This is a genomic window from Streptomyces sp. NPDC102437 (assembly GCF_044765565.1).
Taxonomy (GTDB): domain Bacteria; phylum Actinomycetota; class Actinomycetes; order Streptomycetales; family Streptomycetaceae; genus Streptomyces.
The window spans coordinates 15,048-30,065 of the sequence record NZ_JBIWKI010000062.1 but is presented as its reverse complement, the minus strand read 5'-3'; the positions used below and the strand labels follow the sequence as shown (position 1 = coordinate 30,065).

Genomic DNA, 15,018 nt, shown 5'->3' with positions numbered 1-15,018 from the left:
AACTCCGGCGGGTAGTTCTTCATGACCACGAGATGTCCGTTCTCAGATCCTCAGGATCCAGTGTCTCGTGTGTCCAACATCCGGGGTCAAGGCCCCCCTGTATTCCGCTCCGTATGTGCTGATGATCGTGAGGTCGTCACGATTGAACAGCTCAGTGCGGCGCTCGGGTTTTCCGTGCTGTAGGTAGGGGGTGCACTTGGCTTTGATCACTTGCCGTGGGACGCGCAGTGCGACGCTGCCGTTGACAGACGGGCGTGTCGCACTGTGCTGGACAGTGATCTCGTAGCCGAGGAAAGACGCTGCCCGGGTACGGGCGTGCGTGACCAGCGTCTTGTCCGGGTTCAGTTCCAACTTGAGTTCGTCTCGAAGGAACTGCGCCAGACGCTGTTTGATTTCCTCGGTCTCGGCCTTCGGCCCGGCGAAACCGAGGAGGGTGTCGTCGGCGTACCGGCAGTAGCGGAGTCGCCTATAGCAACGATCCTGAGGATCCTTGCTGGACGTTCCCCGTAGCTGTCTACGCAACTCGCGTGCTGCGGTCATATTGCCGCGTTTTCGAGCGCGCACCGCCGCCATTCGCACCCTTGCATAGGCAGGGTTGTTTGTCCTGCTAGCTCCTCGGGTGTACTGCGGTATAAGAACCGTTTCGATGAACTTGTCCAACCGGTCCAAGTAAATATTGGAGAGGATCGGCGAAACGACACCGCCCTGTGGGGCTCCACTGAGCGTTTCGTTCCATACCCAGTCCTCCAGATATCCGGCTTGCAGCATCTGTTCGATCAGCCGGAGGAGACGGTTATCGTGGATTCTCTCAGCCAACGTCGAGAGCATGACCTCGTGGTCAAGACTTCCGAAGCAGTCTGAGATATCACCCTCAATGAACCATGCCGTGCCAGTCCAGAGGTCTGCCACTTCACTGAGTGCAGTGTGACAGCCCTTGCCGGGACGGAAACCGTGTGAACGGTCAGAGAACCGCGGCTCATAATATGCCTCCAGCAAGAGGCGGATCACTTCACCGACGAGCTTATCCGACCACGAAGGCAAGCCGAGCGGCCTCTGCTTCCCATCCTTCTTCGGGATGTAGATCCGTTTTGCTGGCTTAAATCGAAAACGCTCGTGACGCAGAGCGTCGATGATGCGTTCAATCTTTGCCAGCGACATGCCGTCTGCGGTTTCTCCATCAGCCCCGGGCGTCATGGCTCCATGGTTGGAGTACAGGCACCCGTAGGCCATCAGATACATCTGCGGGTTGAACAGTTGTCGGAACATTTCATTGCACGGCAGGCCACGCCTACCGCGATCACGGAGGATACTCAGTACTGTTTCGGCGCTCTGCATTACGCATACCCCCCAGTCTTCGAATATCCGATCACCTGGCCCCCTTGGCCCTGCGGACGGCCTTCCCGTCCCCCTTGGTAGAGCGTTACTCCTACGACTACTACGGGGCCTCTGTCACCTTAGGGCTCGCGCCCCTTAGGCGATCCCACGTTCGTCCCTGTCATACGTGATAGTGCGACTTAGGATCCTCATTCATCTCCTTAAATGCCCTCGTTGGGCATCGCTCCACATCCCGGAGGATGTATCAGCCACCTCGTGATGCCGATACAGGGTGTGGCGCCGGTATCAGGCGCTATTTCCGGCGGGCGTGTTCTTGCACCTTCTGGAGATTGAGGTCTAGGCAATCAAGCTTTATCCGTATCGCACGGGTCCCGCAACGCCTCGTTTCATGCGCCTGAACACGAACGTTACTTTTCTGGCATGCTATTGTTCCCTGCACCTTTCGGATTCAGGTTAGCCATCGGACCCAGGAACATCCCTCCGAGTTCCTCCCGGCTTGACCGGGGATATAACAGGGCGCTTTCGTGGCGCAGCGAGGTTGAACAGATCGTCGAACCTGCGATGAGAATCATCACCAGCCCAACGGTGCAGCTTGGTCTGGATCTCCAGTACCCGGCGTTCGGCCTTCATCAAGGCCCCTTCCAGCTCGTCGGTGTTCACCGGCGACAGCCTCCTGGCATTCCAGTCTCCTTACTGCTGACTTGCTGGCTCCCTTCCCCATGTGACCGGCTTTCCCGGCCTCGGAGTACTACGGAGCCTCCGTCCTGCCCGACGGCCATCAGCCGGCGATGGGCCTGCACCCGATCGGACTGGATGTCCGATATAAGGGCGACCGCGGACAGTTCCCACGTTCACCGCGAAATCGATCGACAGGTGAGGTGCCCAGCTCTACCCCGGCAGCATCGCCACGCTTACGCCGCAGACCTTCAGCGTGGCCTGCCCACCGATACGTGGAGTCGGCTTCGGAGTCGACCACCGGCCAGCGGTGGTCGTGCACTGCATCCGGCCCAGATCCGCCAGGTTGGAGCCGGTGTCGTAATTACGGGGCGTCAGGCACTGATTTCTCGCGTGCACCTTCCTGTCTCGCTAGCCGGACCCGGACCGTCTGGCAGTACCAACCCGTCCCGGCGTTGTCGGGGCTGCTTACCGCTCGGCCCGGCATCCCCCGAGCCGAACTGCCCCCAGCTTCAACCGGATTGCTACGACAATCCGGCGGTGAAGGTCTCTCACCTCACTCGATTCCATGGCGCCTCGTGGCGCACCCACGCGCTACGACAAGCTCGCCGTCCGCTACGAGGCGACGGTGCCGGTCGCAGCCGTGAACGAGTGGCCGTGACCAGCACCGTCGCAACGGCCCTCAGACGACGTCGAACTCGTTGCCCTCGGGGTCCTGCATGGCGGCAGCGTAGAGCCCCATGTCCGGCTCGTCCTTGATCCGCAGCACGGTGGCACCAGCTTCCACCAGCCGTTCCACCGTGGCCTTGACGGGTGGAGGCCGACCGGTGGATCGCCTTCAGGTCGCACTTCGGGATCGAGAGCTTCTATTGCCGGCCCGGCGTCGAGGGCGCCCACGAGAAGGCCGGCGTCGAGGGCCAGATCGGCTACTTCCGCCGCAACCACTTCGTGCCGGTTCCGGAGGTCGAGTCGCTGGCGGAGCTGAACGAGCTGGTCGAGCAGTGGGACCGGCACGATGGACGGCGCCGGATCGGGGCCAGGGTACGGGCGATCGACGAGTACTTCGAGGACGAGCGCCCTCGGCTGCTGCCGCTGCCGGAGGATCCGTTCGAGACGGGGCGGGTGTTCACTCCGCGGGTTGACCGCTACGGTCAGATCGCGGTCCGCACCAACCGTTACTCGGTTCCGGTGACGCTGATCGGCAAGCGCGTCCGGGTGCTGCTGCACGCCTCTCACCTGGTGGTCTACGACAAGAACGTCGAGGTGGCCCGGCACGAGCGGCTGATCGCCAAGGGCGCCTGCCGGCTGGAGCTGGACCACTATCTGGAGGCACTGGTCCGCAAGCCGGGGGCCTTTCCCGGCGCGACCGCACTCGACCAGGCCCGCTCCGCCGGGAAGCTCCGGTTCACGACGCCTGGTGGGCCGCGGCGCCAGCACCCGGACACGGACCGAAGCACCTGCCGAGGCTGGCTGACCGCTGAAGGCCTTGAAGGTCCTTTCCTAGAAGGGCGGAGGACCATCAGGTTGGCAGGGGACATCCGGCATGAGCATTTCGTGGATGCAGCGACGCAGCCCACTGCCGTAGTAGTCGACCGGTTCGAGCCACGGCACCCGCTGGAACAGGTCGCTGCATTGGCCGGTACTCGGGTCGGTCAGGAGAGCTCGGAGCTCGTCGGGGACGGGGTCGCCGACCAGGCACAGCCAGGCGAGGCCGGCGCCGATGCGGATCTCGGACGATCGGCCGGGATCCGACCACAGCTCCTGGGCCCACGACGGAGCATTTTCATCCTGGTGTTCGCGGGCGAGTTGGGCGATCGCCAGGATCAAGCTCACACGGACCACCGGATCGTCTTCAACCGCCAGCCTGCGGTGCAGGGCTGAGGAGACGCGCTGAATCTCGCTGGTCGCCGCTGCCAAGACGAAGGCGGTCGCGGAGCGAACATCAGGATCGGGACCGGGGAGAAGAGGGAACAGGAGGTGCAGGTCATCCGTGATGGCATCGCGAGCAGCCTGAATCGTCCAGTTCGTCGGACACATCGTGGTGCCCTCCGCCTCCAGCGGATCCTCGGCGACTTGGAGAAGACCTTCGCGTGTTCCGTCCCCGAAGTGCTGGCATCGCCCGATCTCGGCGACCAGGTGCAGGGTGTCCGCCCGGAGCCGGGGGAGCCCGGTGGCCGCGATCCGGAGCAGGAACGGTACTGCCAGCGCTCCCACCGCGATCGTGCTGCCCTGATGGTGGAGGTTTTCCCACAGTTCGGCTTCGGCGTCCCCGGAGGCGAGCGTCGCGAGGCGACCGGGAACTTCCTCGCCCGGTCCGTAGAAGTGCGGGAACCGCTGCCAGGGGATCTCGTCGTACCTGAACCCGTCCTTGACCTCCTGCGGGATCGCGCCCACGACCGTCCGCATGTCAGCATCCGTGCCTGCCCACGGCTCGGGCCACCTGGCCCAGCGCTCATCGTCCATGGTTTGGCCTTTCGGTCAACCGACACCATCCGAACCCCGGGAGTCTAACGACCGATGATCAAGAGCGCGGTCCGCCGCTGCCACACTCCGGCGGCACCGCACCACAGTGACGTCATTTCTCGTGAGCATCTACAGCATTGAAGATCGCCAACTGCTGCCCAAACCACTGATCGAACGCTGCTACTCCACGTGAACGAAGCCAGGACGCAATTCGAGTCCGGCATTGCCACCGTTCTCGACCGGATCGTCAGACGCTGACCCAGGGACGACGGGGCCGGACCCGGTCGCGCACACCAGCCGCCCCCAGAACTTCAAGATCATCCCATGGCGGCTTTCGGGCTCACCTTGGCTGGACCCCTGATACACCGCAGCAGCATGAAGGGCTGGACCCACGGGTCCAGCCCTTCGCCACGTCCAAGGGCGAGCCCTGGCCGCGACTTGTCAGGGAGGCGACCCGGGCCCGCGACCACAAGCTGCCGACGCCCCGACCCCGGCCCCTACGGACACTCCTCCCACGCCCGCCGGCTCACCCGATCAGTGGCTCCCGAACTCGTCGGAGGTCACCCACCACGGTCGAGTACATCACCGCCACGAACGGACTAGCCCTGGCTCCCATTCACGCCGAAGCCCTGGCTCTCATATGACCTCAGAACGTCCGTCGTTCTACCACGGGAAGTGTCAGTGCCTCGTACGGGGTGAGGGCGGGGGCCGTCACGCTCCCCGCCCTCACGTACGAGTTGCCGGCTCCGTGGCTGAAGAGCATGGACCACCTCCCAGCCGCATTGCCCCGTCGATCGCCCAGGCGGTGGAGCGGCAGCCGCATGAACGCGGGCACTCAGCCTCTGGGTGTTCCCGGAGCCGGAGCCGGTGGCCAACGACCAGACGACCCCTGTCGTCCACTGCGCCGAAGGATGTATGGGGGTGTCGTCCGCGCGCACGATGCCCCTGACCGGTGGTCGGGCGAGCCTGGAAAGCACACGGGGTTGTCGAGAGGAGTCGGCCCTATCGTCACCAGGAGCGCTATGACCGAGCTACACATACGACAACCCGCACCCTCACCCGCGCCCACGGCCGCCGGGGCCATGGGCCGTGCGTTGGCCGGCGGCCTGATCATGGCGGTGGCGCTCGGTGCCGGCAACGGTCTCGGACCCGTACTGGCGGACGCCACCGGAGCCAGTGGCTTGGCCGCCCGGCTGATCGCTGCGGCCCTCGTCACCGTCGTGGCCGTGCCGTGCGTCCTGCGCCTGTCACACCCCCGGACGATCGGCTTCGGCAGTCCGGGCGCGAGCCTACGGGCGTTCCTCACCGGCGTTGGGGTGACGGCCGCGGCAGCGGCGCTGGTCCTGGGCGCGGGCACGGCCGTGGGGTTACTCGTCTGGCAGCAGCTGGACCTCGTCACCCTGGTCGGCTTTCTCGTCACCAACGCCGTCGTCGCGTTCCTGCTTGAAGCCCTGCCCGAGGAGACGACGCTGCGCGGCTACACGTGGACATCGCTGCGCAGACGGTTCGGGCCCGCACTGGCGGCGCTCGGCACCACGGCGGTCTTCCTGTTCGTACCGGGCACCTCGACTCTGGTGGCGGTTGGCATCGCACGGCTGGCCGGTGATGAGCCGGGCCACATCGGCATCGCCCCGGAGGGGCAGCACCCGGTCGACTACCTCATCCTCCTGACGGTCTTCAGCCTGACCCTGATCGCCGCCCGTGCGGCCGTGGGTCAAGCCCCGCTGTGGGCGGCGATCGGCACGCACCTGACGGTTCTGACCGTGAACCGCATCATGCTGCAGGGCGAGGACCGCGACGCGGGCGTGACGGTGGAGCAGGCGTCCGGTGACGCGGTGCTCCTCGTACCGCTGTACCTGGTGGTCGTCGCGATCGCATTCCTGACGTGCCGCCGCGTCACGCGTCGGACCACGCCCGGCGAAAAGCAGCAGCGGTGATGTCCTGGCGCCCGACGTCCAGTACGGCCTCCGCGTCATCGAAGCCGACCAGACCTCTGACCACTGACACCTCTCATGGCAGAACCACTGACGTTCAGTGGCAGAACCCGCTGACATCCTGATGGCAGACGACACTGTTTCTTGGTCAACCGGCGATCCGGAGCTACTGTCAACGCTCCCTCGATGCCACCTGAATTAATAGAACCTCTGTTTGAGTAGAGCAACAGTTCCGCGACCGCGGGGCCGACAAGCCCGCGCCGGACAACATCGACCTCGTCACCGAGCGGCTGGCCACGATGCGCGAGCGGCTGCCCGACGTCGAGATGCGCCTGGACCGCCGCGACGCCCAGACGCTGGCCCGCCTGCAGGGCGAGGTCACCAAGTACACCGACGCGGCCGCCAGCAGCGGGAAGACCGTCGCTGCCGGACAGGCCGAACAGGTCCTGCGCAAGACGATCGCCGCCAAGTACCCCGAGCTGCACGACATCGAGACCAAGGCCCGCCGGACGCACATCGTCGCCCAGAAGCGCGCGGCCGCCGAGCAGTCCCGGGCACTGGCGCAGGAGTCGGCCGGGTACCACAGGCAGCCACCCTCCCAGGGCCGCAGCGGGCCGTTCATGGGGAGGTAAGACCTGCTAGGGCCAACAAGGCCCAACAGGGGCGAGCAGGTATAGAGAAGCCCCTTGGCGGCGTTCTGCAGGAGCCGCGGATGAGGGGCCGTCGTCGCCCGGGCTCACAGGGGGAGGCGCCGGGACGGCGGTCAGAGGAAGGGCGCGCCGCCGTCCTCGGAGGGCGGCATCACCTCCGCCAGCCGGTCGAGCCTGGTGTACAGGGAGACGCTGGCCACCGAGGGGTTGCGCCCTTTGCGCTTGCCGGTGGGGACGATCAGGTCGGTCTGGATCTGACTCGCCGTTCGCGCGGCGCCGCAGCACGGTGTGCAGCATGTCGTCGGTGATGACCGGCGGTCGGCCGCCGTGCTTGCTCTTGCGAGAGGCGGTGTCGAGCCCTTCCAGTGTGGACTCGCGGATGTTCTCCCGCTCGGCACCCTGCGGGAAATGGCAGCTCAGCCAGCGCGCGCAGTCCACTCCGGCGGCGTCCACAACCGGGCATTGGCGCTGCCGACCTGGATGAGCGTTCCGGTATGTCGATCCTGACGCGCCGGGCGGAACCCGTCGATCGCGAACACCTGCTGTCCGCTGGTGATGTCGACGCCCTGCAGACCGGCCCCGTCGGCGATCAGCAGATGCTCTCCGTCGGTGAAGAAGCCGAAATCGCCGACCGGCCAGGGGAACGTCGCGACTGCCTTGATCCATCGGACGCCCGGCGAGCGCAGTTCGATCGAGGTGGGGTCGAGGACGTGGACAGTACCGCTGCCGACATCGTCCCGGTCATATACCGCGATCCGCCCGTCGTCGATCCACACCACCGGCCAGTTCCACTCCGAGACCTCGGGATACACCGCATAGCTGGGCCCGTCCTCGGACTCATACGGGTTGTCGTGCAGCCAGGCGGTCAGGCTCCACACTGCCGGCATCCCCCACGGCTGCCACACCCAACCGCCGTCGTAGACACGGGTCCCGTCAGGACTCAGCGACAGCGCGCCGTGGAAGTAGTCGAGGTTGTGCTCCGCATCTTCCTCATCTATATCCGGGCTGCCCCGGCCCGTAAGCACCTCGCCGGACGCGAGATCGGTGACATCCAACCGGTTCCAGTCAGTGCGATGGACGACAACCGGCCGGCCACCGTGTTCGGCGAACGCCAACGCGAACGGGACGGTTTCACAGCAGTAATCCCCACCGTCCAACTTCAACGCTGGCGAACCGGTGGTGAGATCGACGACGGTGCCGTACCGACCGCGGTCTTGAACCACCGCCGTCCAACGGCCACATCGAGATACATGAAGCCGCAGTCGAACGCCGCCACCGTATTCGGACGCCAGCCTCTCCTCCCGATACCGGGCCACGTCCTGCACCTCGCCGGTCGTCGGCGTCCACCGCGCCAGCCGTCCGTCTTCGGACAGCACCAGCCACGCCGGCCCCGCGTCACCGAGGGCCGCTGGCAACGCTGCCACATCCACGACCGGCCGCAGCGCGTCGGGAACCGCCACGTCCACCGTGATCGTCGCCATATTGATCCCCTCGGTGCGCCCGTGTGACCCCCCGCGGCAACGTGAACAGCAGGTGATACGGCACCGTATCGGCGAAGTCGGTGAGCGCCGCGATGCCGGTCACGGCGGTGAGGTCAGCACGGATCTGATCTATGTCGGGCTCATTCTCGCGCAGGTCCGCCTCGGTGTCGTCCAGCGAGAAGCCCCACGTGGACCGCGACCTGATCGCCCTGCGGCGGACGGAGCATCACCGGCTCGGGTTCGCGCTCCAGATGTGGTGTGTTAACTGCACCAGTGCCTCCGATCACGGAGCGAGATGATCTCCGCCTGCAAGGAAGAGTGTGTTGCCAGACCTGCATCGCCAGCTGATCGAGGGCCGGGCCGATGTGCCGCGCGTCGGCTCGGTCATCGAGCTGGAATCCATACCTCGGTACACCGTTCTCGACGCTGACGGGGCCGCCGTCGCCCCCGTCCTTCCGTACATCCGCGGCCTGATCCTGGACGACAACCGGCCGTTGACCGCCAAGAGTTACGCGTACGATCTGCTGCGCTGGTACCGGCTGTTGTGGTTCCTCGGCATCCCCTGGGAGCGGGCGACGGAGGCAGAAGCGTCCGCATTGGTCGGATGGCTCCGGGTCGCCCCGAATCCGCAGCGCCGCCGACAGAACCCGAACGCACCGCAGCCTGGCTCGGTGAACCCCCGCACGGGCAAGCCCTACCTGAAGGCCGGCTACGCCCCCAGCACGATCAACCACTGCCTGACCGTGGTCAGCAGCTTCTACGCCTACCACCGGCATTACGGCCGGGGCCCGCTCGTCAACCCGGTTCCAGAGTCACGGGCACAGCGCCGGGCCCTCGCTCACCGGGCCCCGGACAGCGCAGTCCCTCAATTCCGGCGGGCCAGACTCCGCCAGCGGGTCCGGCGGACCGATCCCCGCTCGATTCCCGACTCGATGTGGGACGAGTTCTTCGGGGCGATGACCTGCGACCGTGACCGGGCCGCAGTCCTGCTCTAGTGGCTCCCGGGCCAGCGAACTCCTCGGGGTCACCTCGCGAGACATCGACTGGGCCAAGCAACTGATCTGGGTGATCACCAAGGGGACCGACGACCGCGAGGCGGTCCCGGCCAGCCCGCAGGCGCTGACGGTCTTGGCCGCATACCTCGACCACATCGGGCTGCCGTCGGCCGACGAGCCGGTTCTCCGCACCCGCCGAGGCCCCGACCGGCCGCCGACCTACTGGGCGATGCGGCGCGTGATCCAGCGCGCGAACGAGAGACTCGGCACGAACTGGACCCTGCACGACCTGCGACACACCGCCGCGACCCGGATGGCGAACGACCCCAACCTCACCCTCGCCCAGGTCCGCGCGATCATGCAGCACACCGACCTGGCCACCACCCCGGCTTCGTCGTACGCGGACAGCGTCCGGTACAGGGTGGAGCGGCCGACGCCGAGGTGCCGGGCGATCGGGGTGACGGACTCTTCGGCCTCGCGGCGCCGGAGCGCGATGGCGAGCATGTCGCCGTCGACGGCCGACGGGCGGCCGCCGTGGTTGCCGTTCGCCGCGGCGGTGTCCAGGCCGATGAGGGTCCGCTCGTGGATGAACTCCCGCTCGACCTCCGCCATCGCCGCGAACATCACGAAGAGGACCTTGCCCGCGCCCTGCGGGTCGTACATCCCGGCGAGCGGGCCGGAGAGGATCTCCAGGCGGTGGTCGCGCTCGGCGAGGTCCTGCGCGCTGGTGATGAGCTCGATCATGTTGCGGCCGAGGCGGTCGAGCATGGTGACGGTGAGGGTGTCGGCCGGGCGCAGATCGGCGAGGGCGGCGTTGTACTCGGGGCGGATCTTCTCCCGGGTGCCGATCTTCTCGACGTAGATCCGCACGCAGCTGGCCTTCTTCAGGAGGCGGACCTGTCCGGCGAGGTCCTGGCCCTTGCTGGAGACGCGGGCGTAGCCGATGCGGTCGCCGGCCCGTGCGAGCGCGGAGCCGACGGCGAGGTCGGGTTCGGGGCCGGGCTCCCACGCGTGGCCGGGGCCGCGTGCGGCGGGGATACGGATCGCGGGGCCGGACTTCAGTTTGGGGATCTTCGCGTACCGGCCGGTGTGGTAGTCGACGGCGACGACGCCGGAGTTCGCCCGGCACACCGATCCGGGCGGCGCCCCGCACCGCGGGCACGGTTCGCGCTCGACGAGCTCGGCGCCGGCGATCTCGTCCAGGTCGCCGTTCAGGTGTTCCCCTCTCGCCCGGCCGCGCGGCGCGGTCGTCCCGAATACCCGTCCTGCTTCTCTGCCGCGCCCGCCGGTTTCGGGACGCCTTTCGCGCTCTGCCCGCCCCGGCGGGCGGCCGTCCCGGAAACGGTCGTTTGCGAGAGCCGTTCTGGACACTTCGTCCAGTGTGGACGTAAAGTCCAGAGCGTGGAGACTGCCGAAGAGAACACAGATCATCGGGTCCGGATGTGGGCGCCCGTGGGTCGGGCCGTCGCGCTGCTGCTCGGCCCGTATGCCGAGGTGGTGCTGCACGACCCCGAGACCGACCGGATCCTGGCGATCTGGAACCCGATGACCTCCCGCGGCCCAGGAGACCCTTCGCTGCTGGGCGAGCTGGACGCGCTGGACCCGTCGGCTCGGGACGTGTTCGGCCCGTACGAGAAGACCCTCGCGGACGGCCGGCGGCTCTCGTCGGTCAGCGCCGTCCTGCGCGAGCCGGACGGGAAGGCCGCCGCGGTGCTGTGCGTCAACCTGGACCGCACACCGCTGGAGCAGGCCGCAGCCGTGCTGTCCGCGTTCGGCGCCCCCGCGACGCCCCGGCCCGAGCCGCTGTTCGAGCAGGACTGGAACGAGAGCGTCCAGCACATCGTCGGCGCGTACGTGCGCGAGTGCGGCCGCCCCGTCGAGCGGCTGACCCGCGCCGACCGCCTGGCCGTCCTCGCCCGCCTGGACGAGGCCAAGGTCTTCGCCGTGCGCCGCGCCACCCCCGTCGTCGCCGCCGCCCTGCGCGTCTCCCGCTCCACCCTCTACGGCCTGCTGGCCGAACTCCGCACCCCCGGCACCAAGGACAACACCCCATGACCCGTCTGCCCGACTTCCGCCTGGAAACCTACTTCTCCCGCTGGGAGTTCACCGCGCGCCACCACCTGACCGCCTCCGACGTGCAGACCATGACGCTCGGCGAGCTACTCGCCCTGGCCGACGACGCGGACCGCGCCGCGTTCGAGAACCTGTCGCTGGGCTACACCGAGACCTACGGCGACCCGGCCCTGCGCGAGACCATCGCCGGGATGTACGAGCGGGCGGACGCGGCCGACGTGATCTGCTTCGCCGGCGCCGAGGAGGCCCTCTACCTGGCGATGAACGTTCTGCTGGACGCGGGCGACCACGCCGTGGTGGTGACCCCGAACTACCAGGCGGCCGAGACCGTGCCGCTTGCCCTGTGCGAGGTCACCGGCGTCGCCCTGGACCCCGACCGGGACTGGGCCCTGGACCTCGACGCGATCCGGGCGGCGATCCGCCCGAACACCCGGGTCGTCTCGGTGAACTTCCCGAACAACCCCACCGGCAAGGTCATCAGCGCCGCCGACTTCACCGAGCTGGCGCGACTGTGCGACGAGCGCGGCATCCACCTGTTCAGCGACGAGGTCTACCGCGGCCTGGAACGCGATCCGGCCCTCACCCTGCCACAGGCCGCCGACCTGTCCGAGCGTGCCCTGTCGCTGAACGTCACCTCCAAGTCGCTCGGCCTGCCGGGCCTGCGGATCGGCTGGATCGCCTGCCGCGACCGAGAGCTGCTGTCCCGCCTGGAGCGGGCCAAGCACTACACCACTATCTGCAACTCCGCCCCCAGCGAGGTGTTGGCCCGCATCGCGCTCAAGGCCCGCGCCACGATCCTGGACCGCAACCGGGCCCTCATCGCCCGCAACCTGCCGCTCTTCGACGCCTTCTTCGCCGAGCACCCCGACCTCTTCGAGTGGCAGGCCCCGGACGGCGGCTGTGTCGCCTACCCCCGCTACCTCGGCCCGGACGGAGTCGAGGAGTTCTGCACCCGACTGGTCGAGGAAGCCGGCGTCCTGCTGCTGCCCGCCAGCATCTACCGCTCGGAACTCACCCCCACCCCCGCCGACCGCTTCCGCATCGGCGTCGGCCGCGCCAACCCCGAAGACTGCCTGGCCGCCTTCGCCCAGTGGCTGCGAGCGAACCGATGACCCCGCCCGTTTTCGACACCGCCGCGATCAAGGGCGTCACCACCCCGGAGCTGGTCTTCACCGCCGTCCGCGACGCGCTGATCGCCCACGGCCACGGCCGCACCACCGTTCCGCCACCACTGCACCTGCAGTTCCCCGACGACGACGGCGACTGCCACGTCAAGGCCGGCTGGGTCACCGGCACGCCCGACTTCACCGTCAAGATCGCCACCGGCTTCTACCGCAACACCGACGCCGGCCTGCCCACTAACCACGGCCTGGTCTGCGTCGTCAGCGCCCAGACCGGCCAGATCCGCACGATCCTCGACGACCAGGGCCTGCTCACCGCCTGGCGCACCGCCGCCGCCGGCGCCCTGGCAACCCACGCCATGGCCCGGCCCGGCGCCGCCGCCCTGGCCGTGTTCGGCACCGGAGAACAGGCCCGCCTCCAGGTCGAATGGCTGGCCAGGCTCCGCCCGATCGACACGGTGCTCGTCCACGGCCGCAGCCAGGACAAGATGAGGTCGCTGTGCGAAGAGTTCGACGCCTTCGGGCTTCATGCTCGGCCCGCCTCGGCCGAGGAGGCGGCCGCAGCCGACATGGTCATCGCCACCACACCGGCCACCGCCCCGGTCCTGCAGGTCGGTCACGTCCGCGCGGGCGCGCACGTCACCGGCATCGGTACCGACATGCCCCACAAGAACGAACTGCCGCCCGCACTCTTCGCCCGCGCGGCACTGATCGCCACCGACGACCACCAGCAGTCCCTGGACCATGGCGACTTCGGCCACGCCGTGCGCGCCGGGGCCGCGACCGACACCAGCGACACGCCCCTTGGCCTCCTGCTCGAAAGGCCCGTCGAACGGCCGGACGGTGCGATCACGGTCGCCGACCTCACCGGAGTCGGCGCACTCGACGCGGCCCTCGCCTCGGCCGTCCTGCGCGAGCTGGCCCCGTAGGCGTCTGGGATCGTCTGAGCGGGGCAGCGGACGGACAGTCCGCCGCCCCCGCTCGGACGACTGCCGCCTCATCGTCGCCGAGCACGGTGAAGTCGACGTCCAGGTGGGCGTCGTAGTCGTCGGGGGGCACTGTCACGTTGGCTGACCGGGTGGGATGATCTTCGTGTTGATCACGCTGGGGAGGGGATCGCTGGTGTCGTCTGTGCTGCCGTCGTACAGGGGTCACCGGTACCCGGTCGAGGTGATCTCGCACTGCGTGTGGCTGTACTTCCGCTTCCCTCTGTCCTACCGCGAGATCGAAGAGCTGATGCTCCAGCGCGGCGTCATCGTCTCCTACGAGACGGTGCGGCGGTGGTGTCTGAAGTTCGGACAGGCCTACGCCGCCGGACTGCGCCGCCGACAGCCACGGCCCGGCGACAAGTGGCATCTCACCCCACTTCCGCACCCGGCGACATCTCCGCACCGCCGCCGAACACCGCTTCGAAATGACCATCCGCTTCACCCTCTGGGAACACGTCACCGAGAACATCGACCTGACTACCGCGGCTTAAACGGGCACCGAAACCACCCCTCAGCACGCCCCGAAGCGCCATCGACCGGTCACCGCGCCATCAAGGTGACAACGCCCTCTGGGGTGTTACTTCCTTTCCGCTGAAGTGATGAGGGAGCCGAGCAGGGCCAGGTCGGCCCGCTCCAGGGAGTCGAGGACTGTCCGGTTGGCCGCGGGCCGGATCAGTACGGTGGAGGGCACGGCGAGCACCGCGCACCCGGCAGCCTCGGCCGAGGCGACACCCGTGGGCGTATCCTCGACGACCACGCATGTGTGCGGATCGACGCCCAGAGCAGCGGCTGCGGCCAGGTACGGGTCAGGCGCCGGCTTGGTGCGGACGGTGTCCTCGACTGCGAAAGTCAGCGTGAACCGGTCCTCCCCCAGCGCCGCTCGCACGAGGTCGACGACATGGCGCGGCGAGGCGGAGACGATCGCTGTGGGCACGCCGGCCGTGGCCAGCTCGTCCAGCAGGCGCAGTACGCCCGGACGCGGGACGATATCGCGGGCGACCCGGGCGGCGAACACGGCATCCAGCTCGGTGGCGAGCGCGCCGGCGTCACAGGCCGCCGGAGCACCAGTGCGGCGCAGGTGAGCAGCAGTGTACGCAGCCGGGCGGCCGAGTACATGAGGGGTGTCCGTGTCGGTCAGTGGCCGCCCGATCCGGTTGGCGACCTGTTCCACCGCAGCCCTCCACAGCCGCTCGGTGTCGACGAGCGTGCCATCCATGTCGAACAGGACGGCAGCGGGGATGACGGGCGCGGCGATGCGGTGTTCCAAGGTGCGTTTCTCCATCTGGAAGTCAGGAGCGGGAG

General features: G+C 67.8%; 10 protein-coding genes and 5 pseudogenes. 9 read left to right on the top strand and 6 right to left on the bottom strand.

Translation table 11 applies throughout. The annotated features are described in order from the left end of the window. Positions 1–93: 93 nt before the first annotated feature. The 3 genes and pseudogenes from ACIRJP_RS38400 to ACIRJP_RS38390 form a co-directional block, all read right to left on the bottom strand. Positions 94–1,335: pseudogene (locus tag ACIRJP_RS38400) on the bottom strand (reverse transcriptase/maturase family protein); the annotation flags it as partial. 453 nt (positions 1,336–1,788) lie between these two features. Further along, positions 1,789–1,995: a hypothetical protein gene (locus ACIRJP_RS38395; protein WP_404185004.1), complete on the bottom strand. Its 207-nt coding sequence runs from the start codon at positions 1,993–1,995 to the stop codon at positions 1,789–1,791. Positions 1,996–2,692: 697 nt separating this feature from the next. Next, positions 2,693–2,821: pseudogene (locus tag ACIRJP_RS38390) on the bottom strand (VOC family protein); the annotation flags it as partial. 2 nt (positions 2,822–2,823) lie between these two features. Between ACIRJP_RS38390 and ACIRJP_RS38385 the strand changes: the two are divergent. The 3 genes from ACIRJP_RS38385 to ACIRJP_RS38375 all read left to right on the top strand — a co-directional run bounded on the left by ACIRJP_RS38385 (position 2,824) and on the right by ACIRJP_RS38375 (position 7,039). Continuing rightward, complete coding sequence (locus ACIRJP_RS38385; protein WP_404185001.1) at positions 2,824–3,891, top strand: Mu transposase domain-containing protein; 1,068 nt, start codon at positions 2,824–2,826, stop codon at positions 3,889–3,891. Between the two features lie 1,604 nt (positions 3,892–5,495). Continuing rightward, positions 5,496–6,410 (top strand): type II CAAX prenyl endopeptidase Rce1 family protein, encoded by a 915-nt coding sequence (locus ACIRJP_RS38380; protein ID WP_404184998.1) that lies wholly within the window; start codon positions 5,496–5,498, stop codon positions 6,408–6,410. Between the two features lie 296 nt (positions 6,411–6,706). Beyond that, entirely contained in the window at positions 6,707–7,039 is a 333-nt protein-coding gene (locus ACIRJP_RS38375; protein ID WP_404184995.1) for a hypothetical protein, read from the top strand. A 434-nt stretch (positions 7,040–7,473) separates the two neighbouring features. Here the strand turns inward: ACIRJP_RS38375 and ACIRJP_RS38370 are convergent, their stop codons facing one another. Further along, complete coding sequence (locus ACIRJP_RS38370) at positions 7,474–8,538, bottom strand: hypothetical protein (RefSeq protein ID WP_404184992.1); 1,065 nt, start codon at positions 8,536–8,538, stop codon at positions 7,474–7,476. A 323-nt stretch (positions 8,539–8,861) separates the two neighbouring features. Between ACIRJP_RS38370 and ACIRJP_RS38365 the strand changes: the two genes are divergently transcribed. Beyond that, on the top strand, positions 8,862–9,533 hold the full coding sequence (locus ACIRJP_RS38365; protein WP_404184990.1) for a hypothetical protein: 672 nt from the start codon (positions 8,862–8,864) through the stop codon (positions 9,531–9,533). After that, positions 9,508–9,879, top strand: a pseudogene (locus ACIRJP_RS38360) (tyrosine-type recombinase/integrase); the annotation flags it as partial. The gene ACIRJP_RS38365 and the pseudogene ACIRJP_RS38360, both read left to right, overlap by 26 nt. Positions 9,880–9,944: 65 nt before the next feature. On the opposite strand, the pseudogene ACIRJP_RS38355 reads toward ACIRJP_RS38360, so the two are convergent. Continuing rightward, a pseudogene (locus ACIRJP_RS38355) lies at positions 9,945–10,964 on the bottom strand (recombinase family protein); the annotation flags it as partial. Between ACIRJP_RS38355 and ACIRJP_RS38350 the strand changes: the two are divergent. The 4 genes and pseudogenes from ACIRJP_RS38350 to ACIRJP_RS38335 form a co-directional block, all read left to right on the top strand. Then, positions 10,935–11,588, top strand: a complete 654-nt coding sequence (locus ACIRJP_RS38350; protein ID WP_404184988.1) for a transcriptional regulator — start codon at positions 10,935–10,937, stop codon at positions 11,586–11,588. The pseudogene ACIRJP_RS38355 and the gene ACIRJP_RS38350 overlap by 30 nt on opposite strands. Further along, the gene (locus ACIRJP_RS38345) at positions 11,585–12,718 is read left to right on the top strand and encodes an aminotransferase class I/II-fold pyridoxal phosphate-dependent enzyme (RefSeq protein ID WP_404184985.1); all 1,134 of its coding nucleotides are present in this window, start codon (positions 11,585–11,587) and stop codon (positions 12,716–12,718) included. The genes ACIRJP_RS38350 and ACIRJP_RS38345 overlap by 4 nt, the downstream gene beginning before the upstream one ends. Beyond that, positions 12,715–13,656 (top strand): ornithine cyclodeaminase family protein, encoded by a 942-nt coding sequence (locus tag ACIRJP_RS38340; protein ID WP_404184982.1) that lies wholly within the window; start codon positions 12,715–12,717, stop codon positions 13,654–13,656. Before ACIRJP_RS38345 ends, ACIRJP_RS38340 begins: the two co-directional genes overlap by 4 nt. A 154-nt stretch (positions 13,657–13,810) precedes the next feature. Then, positions 13,811–14,086 (top strand): annotated as a pseudogene (locus ACIRJP_RS38335) (IS6 family transposase); the annotation flags it as partial. Between the two features lie 207 nt (positions 14,087–14,293). Here the strand turns inward: ACIRJP_RS38335 and ACIRJP_RS38330 are convergent. Next, complete coding sequence (locus ACIRJP_RS38330) at positions 14,294–14,998, bottom strand: HAD family hydrolase (RefSeq protein ID WP_404184979.1); 705 nt, start codon at positions 14,996–14,998, stop codon at positions 14,294–14,296. Positions 14,999–15,018: the final 20 nt, after the last annotated feature.

Excerpts from the sequence above, each read along its gene's own strand:
- ACIRJP_RS38340 (WP_404184982.1), top strand. The coding sequence starts at position 12,715 with ATGACCCCGCCCGTTTTCGACACCGCCGCGATCAAGGGCGTCACCACC.
- ACIRJP_RS38380 (WP_404184998.1), top strand. The coding sequence starts at position 5,496 with ATGACCGAGCTACACATACGACAACCCGCACCCTCACCCGCGCCCACG.
- ACIRJP_RS38370 (WP_404184992.1), bottom strand. The coding sequence starts at position 8,538 with ATGGCGACGATCACGGTGGACGTGGCGGTTCCCGACGCGCTGCGGCCG.
- ACIRJP_RS38375 (WP_404184995.1), top strand. The coding sequence starts at position 6,707 with ATGCGCGAGCGGCTGCCCGACGTCGAGATGCGCCTGGACCGCCGCGAC.
- ACIRJP_RS38345 (WP_404184985.1), top strand. The coding sequence starts at position 11,585 with ATGACCCGTCTGCCCGACTTCCGCCTGGAAACCTACTTCTCCCGCTGG.
- ACIRJP_RS38330 (WP_404184979.1), bottom strand. The coding sequence starts at position 14,998 with ATGGAGAAACGCACCTTGGAACACCGCATCGCCGCGCCCGTCATCCCC.